Below are 17,827 nucleotides of genomic sequence, written 5' to 3' on the forward strand. Positions count from 1 at the left end.
CTGCGATACTCAGTTCGCACTGGGTAGCGCGCTGACCGGATGCGTGCCGTATTTCGTCATCCGGTAGTGCGGATACCACTTGGTAAAGAAGACCGCACAGTTGCGCGCGGCGAACGCAATCAGCAGCCCGCTCCACAGCGGCAAGCTCGGCATATAGACGATGGCGATGTTGCCGACCATCATCAGCACCGCTGCCATGGTCCAGGCCCAGGTGATGACGTAGTTGACGCGCAGGAAGCCGGGTTGCTGCGTCGTCTTGGCGTCAACCACTTCGCGTGCATATTGCAGCGTGAAGGGACGGCCGGCCAGGATCGAACCAAGCGAAACCAGGAAAATGCCCGTATCGACTGCGAACCTCACCGAAGCCGTGCCGAGGTGCTGATCGACGAAAGCGACATAGAGGCCGATCGCGGCGAAGGTGATCACCGAGCCGACGCCGAGGATCTTGATCGAGAGGCCGCGCATCGCGTCGAATGCGATGACCGCCAGGCAAATCGCGGCGGCGGCAAACAGGCTGGCAGTCGCCGACGTCACCAGCAGCAAGGCAGCGAAGGCACCATAGGGGGCGAGGATGAGAAAGATCGTCATGGCCGCCTCTCCAGGCTGATCTTGACAATGTAAAGATAAATTAGAGGCGCCGAGGGAAGCCGTCAAGCGAAATCTTTACAGTGTCAAAATAACGGCGAGATCGGATAAGTCCAGATTTTTCAGCTGTTTAGAGCGTCGCTCCGGGTGCGCATCAGCGCGATGCCGGAGTTGTGAGCCGATCACCGCCGGATTCCGGGGCATCGCTGCGCCCCGGAATGACGCAGAGCGTGGCGCGAGCTCAATTCGCGCCAACCCAATTGCCGTGGAAGCCGTCGGGCACGCGGTGGCCGAGATGGACCAATGCGATCGGGCCGGCCTGGACGTCGTGCGCGTTGAACACGGCGAGGTCGCTGTGGTTCTCCCGGGCACGCCAGACCACCGCGAGCAACCAGCCGTCGCCCTCGGCGGCATCGCTGCCGCGCTCAACGAACACCGGCTCCGAGATGGTGTCGCCGGCGGGCAGGAGATACTGGCCAACGCGCTTGCCCGTGCCATCGACATGCACGATCCCGGAGAGCGCGCCGAACATCGGCAGCTCAGGATTGGCGCAGGCGTACCAGCCATGGGCGAAGGCATAGCCGGCGCGGCGATCGTCGATGCGCGGGAATTCGCCGGTGAGGTCGTCGAGATAGGTTTGCGTGAAGCGGTCGGTATTGCCGGCGAGATCGAAGGTCCAGCGGCAATAGCGCGCGCGGTTCTTCTTCGGGTCCGTCGGCGAGCCGTCGGGATGGTTGAACAGCGGCGCTTCCTCGAACTGCATCACGTCGGCGATGATGCGGCTGCCTTCCTCCCAGGCGTTCACCACGTGGAAGACGTAGCAGCTCTCGGCGCGGAACCAGGTGATGTCTTGCGCGGAGCCGTTGCGCTTCATCACGCCGACATAGGCGCCCTTCTCAGGCTCCCAGGCGTAAGGCGCGCGTCCGCGCATCGCGCGCTCCATGCTGCCGGTAACCGGGAGGATCGGAAACAGCAGATGGTTCTCGGTGACGATGAAGTCGTGCACCATGCTGGCATAGGGCGATTCAAAACGCTCGAAGCGCGTGACCACGCCGGACGAATTGACCGAGCCGAAGGAAAGGGCAGGGGTCAGGGGACCTGCGGCGTTATAGCCGAAGAACACGAGCTCGCCGGTCTTCGGGTCGATCTTGGGATGTGCGGTGAAAGGGCCCTGGATGGCGCCGTTATAATCGCAGTATTCTGTTCGCTTCAACGTGCCGGGCTCGATCTCGGTCGGCAGATGGCCTTCTTCGAGTGCGAGCAGGCGGCCGGCGTGGAAGATGATGTTGGTGTTGGCGACGCCGCCGTCAGTGGTGGTCGCGGGCGGTGCATCTGCGAGCTTGCGGCCGAAGCCGCCGAACAGTGCGCGGCCGGCGTCATGCTCGGCCTGCCATTTCGGCGTGCGGACCCAGCGATTACGATAGCTGGCGCGGCCGTTCTCGAGATGGAAGGCGTGCAGCATGCCGTCGCCGACGAACCAATGCGCACCGGGGGACTCGAATTGCGGATTGGGGCCGTTGCGATAGAGCGTGCCGTTAAGCTCGCGCGGCAACTCGCCCGATATTTTCAAGAACGGCGCGTCCGCCTCAAAAGGGATCGGCGCCAGGTTGGGCCGCGGTGTCTCAGCGATCGCCTGATCAAGCATCGTCACTCCCTCCATGTTATCTTTACATCGTAAAGATAGAAATACAGGTGGTCGCGCTGATCGTCAAGCAAAATCTTTACAGTGTCAAAATTGCGACCTATAAGGATTCGCATGACGAGATTGTCGAGAGAAAACAAGGCGAAGACGTCGCCGCCGAAAGCCCGGAGGGCGGCGAAACAAGCGGCCGCGAGGCCAGCGCGCCGGCAGCGCCGGTCGGGCGAGGCACCCTATCATCATGGCGCGCTGCACGAGGCGCTGCTGACGGCGGCCGAGCGCGTGCTCGAGCGCGACGGGCTGGCGGGGCTGACGTTGCGCGCGGTGGCGCGCGAGGCCGGCGTTTCGCACGCCGCGCCGACGCATCATTTCGGCGACCTGACCGGCCTGGTCAGCGAGCTCGCCGCCATCGGCTTCCGCCAGTTCAACGACGCGATGCGCACCGCCGTCGCAGGCGGCGCTACCATTGCGGAGAAAGGGCTGGCGCGCGCAAAGGCCTATATCGCCTATGCGCAGGCGCATCCGGGCATGTACGGCTTGATGTTCCGCACCGAGCGGCTCGATATGTCCAGGCCGTCGCTGCACGAGGCCGCAGGCGCTGCCTTCGCCGGCCTTGCCGGTGCGGTCGGCGAAAGCCGCCATGAGCATATCGAGGAGAAGAAGCTGTCGCTCGACCAGGCCGCTGCGATCGTGCGTGCCTGGTCGCTGGTGCACGGCTTCACCACGCTGCTGCTCGACGACCGCCTCTCCAACATACTGAAGCGGCTGCCCGAGGGCACATCGGTCGAGACGCTGCTGGATGCGATGCTGCGCAGTTCGGCCTTCCGTCCGCCGGCCAACTAAAGCATTTTCGAGCGAAGCATGCCCTCGGACTTGATCCGAGGGTGGACACTGGTTCGCATAGCAATCAAGTTTACGCAGATTGCGTAGACTTATCTGCGCAGAAAACGCGTCAAAACAAGAATCTAGAGCTTCGGTTCTGACTCAATCGGAACCGTCGTGCCGCCGGACTCGCTCGGCTTGCCGACCGTGCGGCAGCCCTTTGGCGCCGTCGACGTATAGCTGCTGCTGATTGTTTGGGCGCCTGAATGGCCAATACTGCCGGTCAACAGGATGGCAAATACGCATGCATTTATGACAAGCTTCATCATGCAGGCCTTCAGAGGAACCCGCCCCTCATTCAGACGCGTTCATTGTGGGCAAGGTTCAATAGCGAGCGCGAAACACCTGACAGCGGCGCTGAATTGTCCTAGAAGAGCGGCTCCGCACAGCCGTCGCTTGTGCGAAGCGTCCGTTCATTCAACATTACCATGCCCTCGATATCGCCCAATAAACCCTATCGCGTCGGCCGTTCCCGCACCGGACTCGGCCTTTTTGCCACCAAGCCGATCAAGAAGGGTAGCAGGATCATCCGCTATTTCGGGCCGCTTCTGGATTCCAAGAAGAAGGAAGAGGACGAGATCGAGAACAAATATCTGTTCGAGCTCACCAACCGCTGGACCATCGACGGCTCGATCCGCGAGAACGTCGCTCGCTATATCAACCATTCCTGCAGGCCGAACTCGGAATCCGACGTCAAGCCGCGCAAGCGCAAGATCTATATCCGCGCCGTCAAGAACATCGAGCCGGGCGAGGAAATCAACTACGATTACGGCACCGATTATTTCAAAGCCTATTTGAAGCCGATCGGCTGCAAATGCGATTCCTGCGAGAAGAAGCGCAAGAAGAAGCGCGCCGAGGCGCGGGCGGAACGGCTCAGGCTGAAGGAGAAAGCCGAGCGCAAGGCGAAACGCAAGGCCGAGAAGGTCGCCAAGGAAAAGGCCAAGGCCCAAGAGAAGGCCAAAGAAGAGAAGGCCAAAGAAAAGGCGAAAAAGAAGAACGGCAAGGCCAACGGCAAGTATCTGAACGGCTCGGGCCGCCCCAAGCCTGCCGGCAAGAAGGTCGTCGCCGGAAAGCGCAAGAGCTCCGCGGCGCCACTTCACGCCTAGATTGGCCTGACCGCCTTTGGCCGCGCCGGATAGGCGCATTCGGCGAGCGTCGTCGTATCGAGCTCGTGCAAGAAGGCCTCTCGCGCCGCTGCCAGTCTGCCCTTCAGGCGGCAGCGCGGCGTCAGCACGCAGGCGCCGCCATCCTCACGAAAACATTCGACCAGCGCCTGGTCGTTCTCCAGCGCGCGCACGACCTCGCCGAGCGTGATCGTCTGCGGCGGCCGCGCCAGCGCAAAACCGCCGCCGGCCCCGCGCTGGGTGATGATGAAGCCGCTATCTGCAAGGTTCCGCACGATCTTCGCCAGGTGATTGCGCGAAATGCCGAATTCCGCGGCGATCTCGCTGGTCGCAAACGAGCGCGTCGGTTCGCCCGCGAGCCGCATCAGGGCGCGCAGGGCGAAATCGGTAAACAAAGTGAGGCGCATGGGAGCCCCGCAAAAATCCGGTTTTGCGAAACAGCTATACTGCCCTAAATGGGTATTTAGAATACCTATTTGAGGAGAGCTGGCATGACAGGGGCAAAGCGGCGCGAGCAGATCACGGCCGACATCGTCGCCAAGACCGGCATCACCGAGGCCATGATCGAGCACCTCGTGCACGGCTTCTATGACAAAGTTCGTGCCGATGCGGTGCTTGGGCCGGTGTTCGAAGCACGCATCCGGGATTGGGGGCCGCATCTTTCGCAGATGTGCGCGTTCTGGTCGTCGGTCGCGCTGATGACCGGCCGTTATCATGGCACGCCGATGGCAAAACACCTGCCGCTGCCGGTCGACGCCGGTCATTTCGACCGCTGGCTTGAATTGTTCGAACAGGCCGCGCGCGAAATCTGTCCGCCGGAGGCAGCGGCGCATTTCATCGAGCGCGCGGAGCGGATCGCCGCCAGCCTCGAACTCGGCATCGCTGGGTCGCAAGGCGTGATGCTCGGCAAGGGCGAGCGGTTTCGGCGCGGCGAGGCCGCAAACGCCTGAGCTGCGGTCCAACCCAAGAGAAAAAATCGGCCGCCGCGAGCGTTCACGGCGGCCGTTGTTTTTGAGCCGGCTGGTAAAAGCGCAGCCTGGTTGATGGTTCAGCGGAACAGCCGACGGAGCTGACGCATGAGACGCAACGGACAAAGCCGCTTCGCCGCCCCGGTCTCGGCCGCCTGCACCTGCGCGACGACGTAGACGCCGGTCGAGTAGATCAGTGGTTCCGGGAGTTGCAGCGAACGCGCGATCAGCCACGTCGCCAGGTTGAGCAGCCACGCGACGATGTCGGCGGCGGACGGGAAGGGGCTTGGGTTGGGTCTCATGATCATCTCCTCGTGCCCCCAAAAGATGATCCGGTCCGCGCGCCTTTTCGATTACCTCGCACGTAGGAGGTTTCGATTATCTCGGACGTAATGGAATGGCCGAAAGCCGCGTGGTAGTTTTCCATTCATGAACGCACATGCATCCACGGCGCGGGCCGAACCAAGCAGGCCGATTCATGTCGGCGATCACTTGCGCGAATGGCGGCAGCGCCGCCATCTGAGCCAGCTCGATCTCGCGGTCGAAGCGGATATTTCGGCGCGCCATTTGAGCTTCGTGGAAACCGGCCGTGCTGCGCCGTCGCGCGAGATGGTGCTGAAGCTGGCCGAACGGCTGGAGGTGCCCTTGCGTGAACGCAACGTGCTCTTGGTCGCCGCCGGCTTCGCGCCGGCTTTCCCGCAGCGCTCGCTCGACGATCCCGCGCTGAAATCCGCGCGGCAGGCGATCGACCTGGTGTTGAAGGCGCATGAGCCGAATCCGGCGCTGGCCTATGACCGGCACTGGAATCTGGTCACCGCCAACCGCATGGTGGCGCCGCTGCTCGAGGGCATTCCGCAGCGCCTGCTCGGCCAGCCCTTCAACATCCTCAAGCTTGCCTTTCATCCCGAAGGGCTGGCGGCACGCACGGTCAATCTTGCCGAATGGACCGGTCACCTTCTGGAGCGGCTGCACCGGCAATGCGAGGCGACGGCCGATCCGGAATTGCTGAAGCTTTATCAGGACCTGAAGAGCTATCCGATCCCGGCGCGCTCGGGACCGCTGCCGCCGGACAATGTCGCAATCCCGCTCAAGCTGCGCCACGATGGCGGGGTGTTGAGCTTCTTCTCCACCACCATGGTATTCGGCACGCCGGTCGATATCACGCTGTCGGAACTGGCATTGGAAACCTTCTTTCCCGCCGACGATGTGACCGCCGAGCGGCTAAAGCAGATGGCTGACGCCATGAAATAGCGGCTTGTCGGGGTTCCCTTCGGAGCTTATCTCTGCGTCTTTCCAGCGGAGGAACGCCCGATGAGCACCCTGAAGCCGCTTCGTCTCGACATCGTTTCCGACGTCGTCTGCCCCTGGTGCTATATCGGCAAGCGGCGGATCGAGAATGCACTCGAGCTGGTGCCGGATGTGCCTGTCGAAGTGCACTGGCGGCCGTTCTTCCTCAACGCCTGGGTGCCGCGCGAGGGCATCAGCCGCGACGAATATCTCACCGCGAAGTTCGGCTCGGTCGAGGCCTACAAGGGCATCGCCGGGCGGGTCGTCACCGCCGCGGGCGAGGAGGGGCTGACCTATCGCCCCGATCTCGTGAAGCGCCAGCCCAACACCATCGATTGTCACCGCCTGATCCACTGGGCGGAAGCGAGCGGCAAGGCCGCCGAGATGAAGCAGCGGCTGATGGAGCTTTACTTCCGCGACGGCGGCGACCTCACCGACATCGACGTGCTGGTGCAGGCTGCGGCCGATGTCGGGCTTGATGCCGACGACGTGCGCAAGCGTCTTGCAACCGATGAAGATGTCGCGCTGATCTCGGCGCAGGCGCAGGAGGCGTCCGACAAGGGCATCTCCGGCGTGCCGACCTTCGTGTTCGCGCAGAAATACGCAGTCTCCGGCGCGCAGCCCGCCGAACAACTCGCCCGCGCCATCCGCCAGGTTTCCGCCGAGATCAACGCCGAGGCGGCGGAGTAACGGCCGTAGCCCGGGTGGAGCGCAGCGCAACCTGGGACATCTGCATCAGCGTCTTCGAGAGTCCCGGGTTGCGCTGCGCTTCACCCGGGCTACGGGCTGCCAAAAACATCAAAAGAAAATTGGGAGGACGTCATGCTCTATGAGCTCCGGACCTACACGGTGAAGCCCGGGTCCGTCGGCGAGATGGTCAAAGCAGCGAGTACCGTGTCGCGCGATATCCGCAAGGATGACTACGGCAAGCTCGAAGGCTATTGGATGACCGAGATCGGTCCCCTCAATCAAGTCATGCACCTGTGGAGCTATAAGGATTTTGACGAGCGGAGCAGGCTGCGCGGCGAACTTGCCAAAAATCCGCGCTGGACCGGCGAGTATGTTCCGCTGATCCGCCCACTGATCCAGCGTCAGGATATCCGCCTGCTCAGCGCAGTGAAGCCACCGGCTGCTCCGGCATCGACGGGCAACATCTACGAATTCCGCAACTATCGCGCCAAGCCAGGCGGCGCCGTCAGGCAATGGCTCGAAGCGCTCGCCGAGGCGCTGCCGGCACGCGAGAAATACTCCAAAATCGTCGGCCTCTGGCAGACCGAGGCAGGTCAGCCGAACGAAGTCTGCCACATCTGGGCCTATCCCAGCCTCAACGCCCGCGTTGAAGCCCGCGCGAACGCCCTGAAAGATCCGGCGTGGCAGGAATTCCTCCGCAAAGGCGGCCCGCTGCTCGACGAGATGCACTCGACCATCATGCTGCCCGCACCTCACTCGCCATTGCAATGAGGTATGGGACGAACGCGGTGACCCGTAGCCCGGGTGGAGCGCAGCGCAACCCGGGACCGCTGCTCACCATGGCGAGCGGCCCCGGGTTACGCTGGCGCTTCACCCGGGCTACGATTGCTAATGGGATTTGCCGCGATTTCTGATGAACCGAACAGCGCCACGTGCGGTCTCTTCCGCAGAACGGTGCAGGGTCAGGGCGGCGTGGATCATTGGCACCAGCGGATCGTGTCGCCGCAGCGGGATCAGCACGTCGCCGATGGCAAAGCGCCCGCGCCAGATCGGGTTGATCATGGGATGGTCGGGCGCTGCGGTTGAATCTACCGAGCGGATCGCCGGATCGCTGCAGAGATGGCGCGTCAGATCGAGCGTCAACTGCACGCCCGGCGAATATTTCGCAAAGCGCTCGTCGATGCCGAGCTTGAAATAGAACGCGCGGTCCTGGTGCCGCAGCACGATCGCGCCTGCGACCGGGCTGTCGCCGGCGCGGAGCGTCACGATCTCGCATTGGCCAGTTTCGGCAAGCGCCGCGGTGGCGCGGCGGATGAAGGTGGCATCGCCATCGTGCTGGACGAGCGCGGTGCCGCGCTTGCCTTTCCAGCCGCTGGCTTCGAGGGCGAGGAAGGTTTCAAGCGCGGCTGCGACTTCATTCGGCGTGCGCGCCACCTCGAAGCTGATAGCGCCGTGCTCGGCGAGGCGATGACGCAGCCGGCGCATCTCCTTCAGCTTCTTGGCTCCGAGTGCTTCGAGCAGCAGTTCGTCGGCATTGCGCGTCGCGTCGAGGCAGGCGCGAAGGCATGACTGCATCAGCCGGGGACGCATGCCGTTGAGCCGCAGCACCTCGGTGAAGGCCCGCATCGCCTTGCCGTCCAGCGACATGTCGCGCAGGATCAGCGCATGCGCACCGGCCTTGCGCGCTTCCTGCATCAACCGCTCCACTGCTGCTTCGGCGACGTCGCAATCAAGCGGCGGCGTGCACAGCGTGCCATAGGGTTGTGCGCTCACCAGCGCGGGCAGGGGGATCTTACAGGCGCGCCACAGCGAGATTACCGGCAACAGCCCGATGATCCGCGCCGGTCCGTCATAGGCGAGCGGAGCATCGCTGAAGGCGCTGAGCGCCAACGCGCCGGTGCGGCCGCGCGCGGAGGCGCTCACCGCCAACACCCAGTCCGGCAGGTAATAGGCGTTCGGCTCGGCCACGTGCTCGGCGAGCGCGCGCCATTGGCCCATGGGAATATTGGCAAGCGGCGCGAGCGCAGGACTGCCGTTCGACGGCGCATGCGCCGGCATGGCATCGTCGATCGATGCGCGATGGACAACCGTTTTATCGGCGATCTCGGCCACTTTCCCCGCTTCCCCGTGCGTGAGCGATGGAGGAACTGTCGACGTCGCCCCTCGTCATCGCACTCGGAAGACTAGCGGAAGAAATGCAAAATACGGTTGGTTCGGCGCTGCAATTCGAGCGGGAATGTTAACGGGTTGTTCAGCAAGAAGGAGCCGCCGAAACGCGTTCGGCGGCTCCTTTTGTCTTGTTCAGTGCTTACCAGCGATCGTCACCGACGCCGATACCCACGGTCCCGCCGGGCGTACGAATGCCGACGCCTGCGCGCGGGCCGCCATCGTAGTCGCGATATTCGCGGCGTTCGATGTAGCGTTCGCGCGGCATGTAGTTATAGGAATCGCGGACGATCACGCGACTGCCGCCACGGGTGCGATAGCAGCGCCCGTCATCGTCGCAGACCATGCGGACCTGCTGCACGACTTCAGGGTTGCTGTACTCCGTGGTGCTGTAAATGTCAGTGGCCTTGGCCGCGCTGCCGACAGACAACGCGCCGACGCCGGCCAGCAAAGCGATTGCAAACGTCTTCATGGTTCCGCCTCCGCATAGATACTGCCCTCGCGTCTGACAAAGCTGCGCGGAGGGTTTCGTTCCGAAGGAACTGGCTTGATGGTAGGTTCCGTTCGCGCGCGTGAGGCGCTCGCTCGCGAACGGGCATTGTTTTTTTCGGCACTGAGGTGGAACGATTCCGCGATTGGGAGCAGAGATCAGATCGGCTCGTAATTCTCCGTCGCGCAAGTATCGTCGCCGTCGACACGGCGGCGGTCGGCGATGCCTCCTTCATTGATGAAGACGCGATAGGTCTGCGTGCCCAAGGGCTGGCCCATCACCGATGTCAGTTCAGCGCGCACGCAGGAGGTCCATCCCAGTCCGCGCGGATCATGCAGGGGTTGCGAGACGCGGACATTGGCGGGACGCGAGGTCGATACGAACACCGAGTCCAGTTTTTCGCTGACCAGCCGCTTGATGTCGGGCGGTGCTTCAAGCGGCGGCGGCTCGGCCTCCCTGGCGCGCAAGAACGCCGGCATTGGCAGCGGCGAGCGGCTATCCACGAAGCCGCAACCGGCCAGCGTAGCCGCCAAACCTAACAGCAATGTAATGCGAGCGCCGCCCTGTCCCATTTCGATGTACTTACCTTGTTCAAACCAACATTGGTGACCTCGCGGGGGGCGCTACCGATCAACTATTGCTGAAATTGGTCCGGCGGCACGCTATGCTGCCGTTTTCCAGTATGAAGATACCGGGACTGGGTGGCAGGGAGAGAACGACAATGCGCAAGTTAACGGTCGCCGCGGCGGTATTGGCGCTGATGGCGATGCCAGCCTATGCCCAGATGGGCGGCAAGCGGCATCACGGCGACGGGGCCGGAAGCAAGCAGGACAGCAAGCCGAAGGTCGACGAGAAGGCCTACAAGGCTGCGCTCGAACGCATCCCCGAGCCCAAGGAGAAATACGATCCCTGGGGCGTGGCACGGCCGACCGAGGCTGCGAAGAAGTCGAAATGAGCTGACGGCAATCCGTCGTCGAACAACGCTGCGATGTTGATGGGGGCCTGCGACACATCGCCCTCGATACGCAAGCCATCCTGCGATCGGCCGGCGAGGTTGAACCTTGCCGTCAAAGCTCACGACCAATCCGGCAAGCCATCGCATTGCCGGAGGTCGTTCGATGTCGCGCCGCTCGCTCGCCAGACTGCTTGTTTCCGCTGCCGTGCTGCTCGGCACCTCGCCCGCTTTGGCCGAGAACCGGCTGGCGCTGGTGATCGGACAATCCGCCTACAAGTCGGTGCCAGTGCTGCCCAACCCGGCCAATGACGCCAAGGCGATGACGCAGCTCCTCACCGATTCGGGCTTCCAGGTGGTATCGGCTTCCGACCTCTCGCAGAATGAATTCCGCGCCAAGGTCAGCGAATTCGCCGGCGAGGTCGCGGCAAAGGGTGCGGATACGGTGGCACTGGTGTTCTATGCCGGCCACGGCCTGCAGGTCGATGGCGAGAACTTCCTCGTTCCGACCGATGTCGATCCCAAGCGCGAGGCCGACATTCCGATCCAGGCGGTGCGCCTCAATGATGTCCTGAACACGCTGAATTCGGTGCCGAGCAAGATGCGCATCCTTTTGCTCGACGCATGCCGCAACAACCCGTTCCCGGAGCTCAAGAGCGCCGGCCACGGGCTTGCGGTCGTCGACGCCAAGACCGGCGCGCCCGGCACCTTCCTGTCGTTCTCGACCTCGCCCGGCGCGGAAGCCGAAGACGGCGACGGCAGCAACAGTCCCTACACGACGGCGCTGCTCGCGGCAGCAAAGGAGACAGCGCCGATCGAGGAGACCCTCAAGCGCGTTCGTGTCGCCGTGAACAAGGCGACGGATGGCCGTCAGACGCCGTGGGACAGCTCGTCGCTGACCGAGGATTTCCGCTTCGTGGCAGCTCCCGCCGGCACGAACGCCGCCGCGCCAAAACTCGCATCGGCCAGGCGCACGGTCGAGCAATGGAAGCGCGACTTGCAGGGCAAGCCGGTCGAGACCGCCAATGAGATCATCGTCGCCGACGGCACCGACGAGGCCTATGAAGCCTTTGCCGCGCTCTACGCCTCAACGCCGCGCGGGCTGCAGGCGCGCGACTGGCTCGATCGCCATCGCCGCATGGTGGCCTGGAATAACGCCGTCCTGATCAACACCGCGGCCGGCTATCGCGCGTTCCTCGCGCAATATCCCGACAGCGATCTCGCCGCGACCGCGCGCAAGCTGGAGGAGCGGCTGCGCAACCGCCCGAACATGGCGTTGGCACTCGCCGCGCCCGTCAGCGTGCCCCCGACCAACGCCGCGCTGACCTGTCCCTGCAACGCGCCGTCGCAACCGGCGCCGCTCAAGAGGGTCGATACACCAGCCAGGAAGCGTGCCGAGCCGGCGCCGCCCAAGCGCGCCAGCACGCCGCGCCGCTACGTCGAGGAGGAGGACGTCGTGGTCGTGCGCCGTCCGCCGCCGCGCGTCGTCTACGAGCCCGCCGGACCGCCAGTCTCGATCGGAATCGGGATCGGCGTGGGCGGCGGCTATGGCCGACCCGGCGGCTACGGCGGCTATGGCGGACGCGGTGGCGATGGCTGGAGCGGTCGCAGGGGTGGATACTGAGCCGGTAGTGGCGTAATTCATCCGGGGAAGATGCAGTAGTCGATGACCACATCTTCAGCGGGACGCCATGCGCCATCTTGTCCGCCTGCTTGCCGTGTTGTGTCTCGCGACGCCGGCCCTCGCATGGGAGCATTGGGGCGGTGATCCCGGCGGATCGCGCTTCTCGCCGCTGAAAGAGATCACGCCTGACAATGTCGCCAACCTGATCCGCGCCTGGGAATTCCGGACTGGCGATCTCGACCGCCGCGCGCCGGAGGTGATGCGGCGGACGAAATTCCAGGCGACGCCGCTGTTCGTCGAGGACAGCCTGGTGTTCTGCTCGCCGTTCAACGAGGTGATCGCGCTCGATCCCGGGACCGGCGCGCAAAAGTGGCGCTACGATCCTGCTATCAACACCAACCAGCGTCCCGCCAACCGTTATGTCTGCCGCGGCGTCACCTATTGGGTCGACGACAATGCGCCCGCGGGAGCGGTCTGCCGATCGCGGATCTTCATGGGCACCAACGATGCCCGTCTGATCGCGCTCGATGCGAAGAGCGGGATTCCTTGCGCCGGTTTCGGCAATGGCGGCGAGGTCAGGCTCGAGATCGGCATGACACTGGAATGGCCGGGCGAGTTTCAGGTGACCTCGCCGCCGGTGGTCGGCCGCGGCGTGATCGTGGTCGGCTCCGCGATCGGCGACAACCGCCGCGTCGACGCGCCGCGCGGCGTGGTGCGCGCCTTCGATGCGCGCAGCGGAGCGCCGCGCTGGAATTTCGATCCGCTGCGGCATGACGGCATCGAGGCGGGTCACGCCAATGTCTGGGCGCCGATGTCGGTGGATCAAGCGCGTGGCCTGGTGTTCCTGCCGACGACCTCGCCGAGCCCGGATTTCTGGGGCGGCAAGCGTCCGGGCAATAACGAGCATGCCAACTCGGTCGTCGCGCTGCGCATCGAGACGGGTGAGCTGGTATGGTCGTTCCAGACCGTGCATCACGATCTCTGGGATTACGACCTGCCGGCCCAGCCGACGCTGGTACGGATCGATGTCAGTGAAGCCATGCGCGACGTCGTGATCCAGCCGACCAAGCAGGGTTTTGTCTTCGTGCTCGACCGCAATACCGGCAGACCGGTGTGGCCGGTCGAGGAGCGCGCGGTGCCGCAAGGCACGGCGGACGGCGAGAGGCCTTCGCCGACGGAGCCGTTCCCGACCCACGTGCCGACGCTCGTGCCGCAGAAGATCTCGGTCGACGACGCGTTCGATCCGTTTCCGCTTCTCGGCCGCTCCGCCTGCAAAGAGCAATTCGCGAGCGCGCGCAGCGATGGACTCTACACGCCGCCATCGACGCAAGGCACGCTGCTGTTTCCATTCACCGGCGGCGGCGTGAACTGGGGCGGCGTCGCGTTCGATCCGCTCCATCAGATCCTCTACGCCAATGTCAGCCGTGCCGTGCATCTGGTGAAGCTGATCCCGCGCGAGCAGGCGATTGGCTTCAATCCGCCGCCCGGCCACGATTTCGGCCGGCAGGAGGGCGCGCCTTTCGCGATGTCGCGCGCGGTGGTGACTTCGCCGCTCGGGTTGCCATGCAACAAGCCGCCCTGGGGCGAGATGGTCGCGGTCGACCTGAGGGGCGGCAAGATTCTCTGGCGTTCAACGGTCGGCACGACGGAGGATCGCGCGCCGCTCGGTATCGCCTTCCACTGGGGTACGCCGCTGGTGAATGGCGTGGTGGTCACCGCGGGCGGAATAGTCTTCACCGGCGCGATGGATGCGTATTTGCGCGCGTTCGATGCCAGGACTGGCCGGGAGTTGTGGCAGGGCCGGCTGCCGGTGCCAGGCGTTGCCAATCCCATGACCTATCTCTGGAAGGGCGAGCAATATGTCGTGATCGGCGCCGGCGGCCATTCGGAAGCGGGCACCACGATCGGCGACAGCGTGGTGGCTTTCCGTCTGCCGCGAGAGGGCGAAGCGCCATCGCTGTGGTCGCGCACGATCGACCGGCCGGGCGGACGCTTCCTTGGCGGCGCGATTTCAGCGGGGCTCGTTCTTGCGATCATTGTGGGTGCGGCATGGCGCTGGCGCCGCACGCGTCGTGCTCGTTCAGCGAAATCCACAATCTGACTTCTCACTCCGCGCACGAAGTCGACATGCGCTTGGATTCAATGCGTGCCGAGCTTGCGCGAACTATGATGTGCAATTGCACATCAGAGAATCCATTGAACCGCATGCGCAAGCGTCGAAATGGACACCGCGTCATTGCGAGCGCAGCGAAGCAATCCATCGCGCCACTTGCGGAGACATGGATTGCTTCGCTGCGCTCGCAATGACGGAAATCTCACCGCGAGATTGCGATCGTAGCGTCTCTTACGCCCCAAATGCCGTCACAACATCGCAAACGCGCTCGACACCATCGCCACCGGCTTGTTGTCGGTGGCCGAGAGCAGCGTGACGCGGCCGAAACTCATGGTGCGGCCCAGGCGGACGACGCGCGCGTCCGCCAGCACGTCGGCAGCGCTCACCGCGCGCATGAAATGCGTGGTCTGGTCGACGGTGGTCATCGGCCGATAGCTGCGGTTCGCGGCTAGGTTGGCGATGACCATCGAAGTATCTGCGAACGCCATCAGCGCCTGGCCACAGACGACGCCGCCGTGACGGCACAGCCGTTCGGAGAACGGCATGCGCAAGACAGCACCGGGCTGCCAATCGGCACCGGCCTCCTGCGGCGGCGCAGCATCAAAGCCTTCGATCGAGAGATTGAGATCGAGCACCCAGGGGGCAAATACCTCGCCGAGCACCCGTCGCGCATCATCGATGCCGAATTCCGTGACCTCTTCTTGCATGGGGCGCTCGTTCCTCTCCCTGGATGATGATGGTATTCTAGAGGGCATTCCGGGGAAGGGAACAGCAGGGCGGCCGGCTTGAAATTGCCAGACTTTTGGCGCCGGATCGCACCTGCGGCCTGCTTTGCGGTGCGGCTTGGGCGATGCTATACGCCAAGCCAACCCCGAGGGGAGTAGTAAGGGAGCATCTCATGAGAATTCTGGGCGCCATCGCTGTCGCGGCGCTGCTGGCAACGCCGGCCTACGCGCAAATTTCGACCCCCCATATCAACCTGCTTGGCGACGGGCCGACGAAGACGCCGGACGAGATCGAGCAGGACCAGATCAGGGATAAGGCCTACAGGGAATCGCTGAAGAAGATTCCGGACGCCAAGACGTCATCCGATCCGTGGGGTACCGTGCGGAGCGACGCCCCCAAGGCCGCCACCCCGGCCAAGCCGAAGACCAAGACCGGCAGCGCGCAGCAGTAAGCGCCGGCGTCGACGCGGAGACTCGGATTCGGTCTCCGCTCTCCCTATATTTGGCCGGTCGTCACCTGGTTTGGAATTGCGACATGGCCTTGCGTCCGCGTGATCTTGCGAGCCGAATGGCTGCCCGGCGAAAGCGGGGCGACGGCTTCATGCGCGAGACCTTTACCCTGCCGCGCGACGAGGCGCGGCTGAAGGCGCGCGACTTCCTCAACCGGTATCCCAAGGCCGCCTATATGAGCGCGGTGGAAAGCTGGCGCGAATTGCCCGGCGACAGGATCGAATTCACGATGCGGCGTCTTGCCAGCGCCGATTGAGAGGTAGAGCGTTTTCGAGCGAAGTGGACACCGGTTCGCGTGAAGAAAACGCGTCAAAACAAGAATCTAGAGCTTCGGTTCTGATTCAATCAGAACCGAATATGCCCTAGTCCAGCGTTTTCGCGACCAGCCGAATCCGGAAGATCGGGCTCTTGGCCTCATCCAGCAGTTCGATCTGCCACTCCGCGTTTTCCCGAAGATGACGCGATACGCCGCTGATCATGTCGGCGCAGACACGAGTCATCTCCTTCCAGGCAGCATCGCGATCAGCAAACTCCGCACCGTCATTGCAGATGCCGGTGCCGTTGGCGGTTCGGATGCGAAAGAAATAGAGCGGCATGAGATGGCACCGGCGCATCAAAGGCCGCCGACCGGCAACCCACTGGGAGCAAAAACTCAGTGGAGGTCCTGACAGGGGAAAGATCAATCCCGGTTATTTACGGTAGTGCTGTCAGCGCAATGATGAGTTTGCGGCGCTGCTCGCTTCGCGGCTGGCCTTCTTCAGCTCGCGGTCGATGCGTAACTGAACCCGTCGGATCGCCAGCAATTGAAGCTTCGCCTCGGTCTTGCCGGTCTTGATTGTATCGCCGATCTGAAACTGCCACTTCCACACACCGGGGGTGGCCAGTGTGACGGTATATTCGACGCCCTTATGGATCATCTTTTAGGCTCCGCGCACAGCCGGCGGTATTCGAGGCCGAACGAAAGGTTGCGCCACATCGCAATCTGCCGAAGGGCAGTTGCCGCAGCCTTGCGCGATCCGATCGCTGGTCCCGGTATTCCCAAACCCTACCAATCGCCGTCCCCGGGTTTAACGTAAGTTAACATCGATCGAATCCCACCGTTCCAGCGGAGTGCATATTTTTCCCAAAGCTTGGTCAGTTCCGCCAGGACGCGCCGTTGCCACGTTCGATCAAATTGCTTCATGCGATGCGTGACGGAACTATCTCGGAAACGTGGCAGCCGGCCGCGGCCCCTCGGACAAGCCCGCTACAGGTCCGGACCCACGAGCAACTTGTCGTCCGAGGAACCCGAAGCACCCTGCGATCCCGTCAGGCGTGGAGGGATACCGTCAAGCAGCCCCCGTTCGAAAACCCGTGCGTTCTCGGGCAGATGCACCAAATCGCGAACATTTTGATGGAACTTTGTTCTTCTCCGGAGAACTACGGCGCCCGCGCGGGCTCGATCGGTACATGGGCACCCGTCCTCGCCCATATTGAGTTTCAGTCGCGGACGATCGCTGTCGTCGCGGCGAGGCAATCGTAGCTGAGCAATGGGGACTGCGGGTCTGCGCGAGTCGTTGCACCACTGCTTGCCGGCGGCGGCGATCGATGCCCGCGAGCAAACGATCGCGCGCAAGCATCGATCTGGAACGCGTGTTCCGAGAAACCTTCGCAGGGCGCACGACGAGCTTTGCGCGAGCGCCCTGATCGATCGCAGCCGAGTTCACGACTGCCAGTTCTTCCCACCCATCTCGGCGGGATGGCGCGGCCTTACCGTTGCAACTGCCATTGCTCGGCGTAGACAGCCAGTCGATCATATTCTTCGGCGATCTTAAGCAGCCTTTCGCGCGAGTTACGGTACGCAAACGACTCTGCGTTGGTGCGCGTCTCTTCCGCTCGCTCTCGCCAGTAGCGCGGGTCTTGCAGCGTGTTTCTCATGGCATTTCCCGTTCTGATCTGTCCGAAAGACAATTCCGGAACGGAAGAGATGCTCTCTCGCTAGGAAGGAAACCCGGATACCCGCTAACTTGCGTTAAGTTCGAAAGGAACTTCGTTCTCGGTCGGAGAACTACGGATTGTCGCTCTCTCTCTCT

Annotated in this window: 23 protein-coding genes; 11 read left to right on the forward strand and 12 right to left on the reverse strand. The window is 63.4% G+C overall.

Features of this window, described 5'->3' with window-relative positions; genetic code table 11:
- Positions 1–9 precede the first annotated feature (9 nt).
- Both ACZYOF_RS16500 and ACZYOF_RS16505 read right to left on the reverse strand, forming a co-directional pair.
- Positions 10–588: a hypothetical protein gene (locus tag ACZYOF_RS16500; protein WP_282527820.1), complete on the reverse strand. Its 579-nt coding sequence runs from the start codon at positions 586–588 to the stop codon at positions 10–12.
- A 238-nt stretch (positions 589–826) separates the two neighbouring features.
- A complete protein-coding gene (locus ACZYOF_RS16505) occupies positions 827–2,230 on the reverse strand; it encodes a carotenoid oxygenase family protein (protein ID WP_463716411.1) in 1,404 nt (467 codons plus the stop codon).
- A gap of 111 nt (positions 2,231–2,341) precedes the next feature.
- On the opposite strand from ACZYOF_RS16505, the gene ACZYOF_RS16510 reads away from it, so the two are divergent.
- Positions 2,342–3,067 (forward strand): TetR/AcrR family transcriptional regulator, encoded by a 726-nt coding sequence (locus ACZYOF_RS16510; RefSeq protein ID WP_463716412.1) that lies wholly within the window; start codon positions 2,342–2,344, stop codon positions 3,065–3,067.
- 122 nt (positions 3,068–3,189) lie between these two features.
- Here ACZYOF_RS16510 and ACZYOF_RS16515 read toward each other — a convergent pair whose 3' ends face one another.
- Positions 3,190–3,375 (reverse strand): hypothetical protein, encoded by a 186-nt coding sequence (locus ACZYOF_RS16515; protein ID WP_463716413.1) that lies wholly within the window; start codon positions 3,373–3,375, stop codon positions 3,190–3,192.
- Between the two features lie 159 nt (positions 3,376–3,534).
- Between ACZYOF_RS16515 and ACZYOF_RS16520 the strand changes: the two genes are divergently transcribed.
- Entirely contained in the window at positions 3,535–4,212 is a 678-nt protein-coding gene (locus tag ACZYOF_RS16520) for an SET domain-containing protein (protein ID WP_463716414.1), read from the forward strand.
- On the opposite strand, the gene ACZYOF_RS16525 is transcribed toward ACZYOF_RS16520, so the two are convergent.
- Positions 4,209–4,637: an RrF2 family transcriptional regulator gene (locus ACZYOF_RS16525; protein WP_394568227.1), complete on the reverse strand. Its 429-nt coding sequence runs from the start codon at positions 4,635–4,637 to the stop codon at positions 4,209–4,211. The two genes, ACZYOF_RS16520 and ACZYOF_RS16525, sit on opposite strands and share 4 nt — an antisense overlap.
- 84 nt (positions 4,638–4,721) lie before the next feature.
- Here ACZYOF_RS16525 and ACZYOF_RS16530 point away from each other — a divergent pair, with 84 nt between their 5' ends.
- The gene (locus ACZYOF_RS16530) at positions 4,722–5,180 is read left to right on the forward strand and encodes a group III truncated hemoglobin (protein WP_463716415.1); all 459 of its coding nucleotides are present in this window, start codon (positions 4,722–4,724) and stop codon (positions 5,178–5,180) included.
- Positions 5,181–5,278: 98 nt separating this feature from the next.
- Here the strand turns inward: ACZYOF_RS16530 and ACZYOF_RS16535 are convergent, their stop codons facing one another.
- Positions 5,279–5,500: a hypothetical protein gene (locus ACZYOF_RS16535; RefSeq protein ID WP_463716416.1), complete on the reverse strand. Its 222-nt coding sequence runs from the start codon at positions 5,498–5,500 to the stop codon at positions 5,279–5,281.
- A 127-nt stretch (positions 5,501–5,627) separates the two neighbouring features.
- Here ACZYOF_RS16535 and ACZYOF_RS16540 point away from each other — a divergent pair, with 127 nt between their 5' ends.
- The 3 genes from ACZYOF_RS16540 to ACZYOF_RS16550 all read left to right on the forward strand — a co-directional run bounded on the left by ACZYOF_RS16540 (position 5,628) and on the right by ACZYOF_RS16550 (position 7,946).
- A complete protein-coding gene (locus ACZYOF_RS16540; RefSeq protein WP_463716417.1) occupies positions 5,628–6,449 on the forward strand; it encodes a helix-turn-helix domain-containing protein in 822 nt (273 codons plus the stop codon).
- A 60-nt stretch (positions 6,450–6,509) separates the two neighbouring features.
- The gene (locus ACZYOF_RS16545) at positions 6,510–7,175 is read left to right on the forward strand and encodes a DsbA family oxidoreductase (RefSeq protein WP_463716418.1); all 666 of its coding nucleotides are present in this window, start codon (positions 6,510–6,512) and stop codon (positions 7,173–7,175) included.
- A gap of 132 nt (positions 7,176–7,307) precedes the next feature.
- Positions 7,308–7,946 carry an NIPSNAP family protein gene (locus ACZYOF_RS16550; RefSeq protein ID WP_463716419.1) on the forward strand — a complete coding sequence of 213 codons (639 nt, stop codon included), beginning with the start codon at positions 7,308–7,310 and terminating at the stop codon, positions 7,944–7,946.
- Positions 7,947–8,063: 117 nt separating this feature from the next.
- Here ACZYOF_RS16550 and ACZYOF_RS16555 read toward each other — a convergent pair whose 3' ends face one another.
- From ACZYOF_RS16555 to ACZYOF_RS16565, 3 genes are all read right to left on the reverse strand, one after another.
- Positions 8,064–9,287 carry a GNAT family N-acetyltransferase gene (locus tag ACZYOF_RS16555; protein WP_463716420.1) on the reverse strand — a complete coding sequence of 408 codons (1,224 nt, stop codon included), beginning with the start codon at positions 9,285–9,287 and terminating at the stop codon, positions 8,064–8,066.
- A 196-nt stretch (positions 9,288–9,483) separates the two neighbouring features.
- Positions 9,484–9,813, reverse strand: coding sequence for a hypothetical protein (locus tag ACZYOF_RS16560; protein ID WP_130582294.1), 330 nt, complete (start codon positions 9,811–9,813; stop codon positions 9,484–9,486).
- A gap of 176 nt (positions 9,814–9,989) precedes the next feature.
- Positions 9,990–10,334: a hypothetical protein gene (locus ACZYOF_RS16565; protein ID WP_463716421.1), complete on the reverse strand. Its 345-nt coding sequence runs from the start codon at positions 10,332–10,334 to the stop codon at positions 9,990–9,992.
- A 218-nt stretch (positions 10,335–10,552) separates the two neighbouring features.
- Between ACZYOF_RS16565 and ACZYOF_RS16570 the strand changes: the two genes are divergently transcribed.
- The 3 genes from ACZYOF_RS16570 (at position 10,553) to ACZYOF_RS16580 (ending at position 14,508) form a co-directional block, all read left to right on the forward strand.
- Positions 10,553–10,786: a hypothetical protein gene (locus ACZYOF_RS16570; RefSeq protein ID WP_463716422.1), complete on the forward strand. Its 234-nt coding sequence runs from the start codon at positions 10,553–10,555 to the stop codon at positions 10,784–10,786.
- A gap of 163 nt (positions 10,787–10,949) precedes the next feature.
- Positions 10,950–12,407: a caspase family protein gene (locus tag ACZYOF_RS16575; RefSeq protein ID WP_463716423.1), complete on the forward strand. Its 1,458-nt coding sequence runs from the start codon at positions 10,950–10,952 to the stop codon at positions 12,405–12,407.
- 67 nt (positions 12,408–12,474) lie between these two features.
- Complete coding sequence (locus ACZYOF_RS16580) at positions 12,475–14,508, forward strand: pyrroloquinoline quinone-dependent dehydrogenase (RefSeq protein WP_463716424.1); 2,034 nt, start codon at positions 12,475–12,477, stop codon at positions 14,506–14,508.
- Between the two features lie 260 nt (positions 14,509–14,768).
- Here the strand turns inward: ACZYOF_RS16580 and ACZYOF_RS16585 are convergent, their stop codons facing one another.
- Positions 14,769–15,227: a PaaI family thioesterase gene (locus ACZYOF_RS16585; RefSeq protein WP_130582299.1), complete on the reverse strand. Its 459-nt coding sequence runs from the start codon at positions 15,225–15,227 to the stop codon at positions 14,769–14,771.
- 191 nt (positions 15,228–15,418) lie between these two features.
- Here ACZYOF_RS16585 and ACZYOF_RS16590 point away from each other — a divergent pair, with 191 nt between their 5' ends.
- Positions 15,419–15,697 (forward strand): hypothetical protein, encoded by a 279-nt coding sequence (locus tag ACZYOF_RS16590; RefSeq protein WP_130582300.1) that lies wholly within the window; start codon positions 15,419–15,421, stop codon positions 15,695–15,697.
- 83 nt (positions 15,698–15,780) lie between these two features.
- On the forward strand, positions 15,781–16,011 hold the full coding sequence (locus ACZYOF_RS16595) for a hypothetical protein (RefSeq protein WP_130582301.1): 231 nt from the start codon (positions 15,781–15,783) through the stop codon (positions 16,009–16,011).
- Between the two features lie 106 nt (positions 16,012–16,117).
- Here ACZYOF_RS16595 and ACZYOF_RS16600 read toward each other — a convergent pair whose 3' ends face one another.
- The 3 genes from ACZYOF_RS16600 to ACZYOF_RS16610 all read right to left on the reverse strand — a co-directional run bounded on the left by ACZYOF_RS16600 (position 16,118) and on the right by ACZYOF_RS16610 (position 17,672).
- Complete coding sequence (locus ACZYOF_RS16600; RefSeq protein ID WP_463716425.1) at positions 16,118–16,351, reverse strand: DUF6894 family protein; 234 nt, start codon at positions 16,349–16,351, stop codon at positions 16,118–16,120.
- Positions 16,352–16,462: 111 nt separating this feature from the next.
- Positions 16,463–16,672 carry a hypothetical protein gene (locus ACZYOF_RS16605; protein ID WP_282532394.1) on the reverse strand — a complete coding sequence of 70 codons (210 nt, stop codon included), beginning with the start codon at positions 16,670–16,672 and terminating at the stop codon, positions 16,463–16,465.
- A gap of 832 nt (positions 16,673–17,504) precedes the next feature.
- Positions 17,505–17,672 carry a hypothetical protein gene (locus ACZYOF_RS16610; RefSeq protein WP_463716426.1) on the reverse strand — a complete coding sequence of 56 codons (168 nt, stop codon included), beginning with the start codon at positions 17,670–17,672 and terminating at the stop codon, positions 17,505–17,507.
- Between the last annotated feature and the right edge of the window lie 155 nt (positions 17,673–17,827).

The organism is Bradyrhizobium sp. LeoA1Lang (assembly GCF_055413685.1).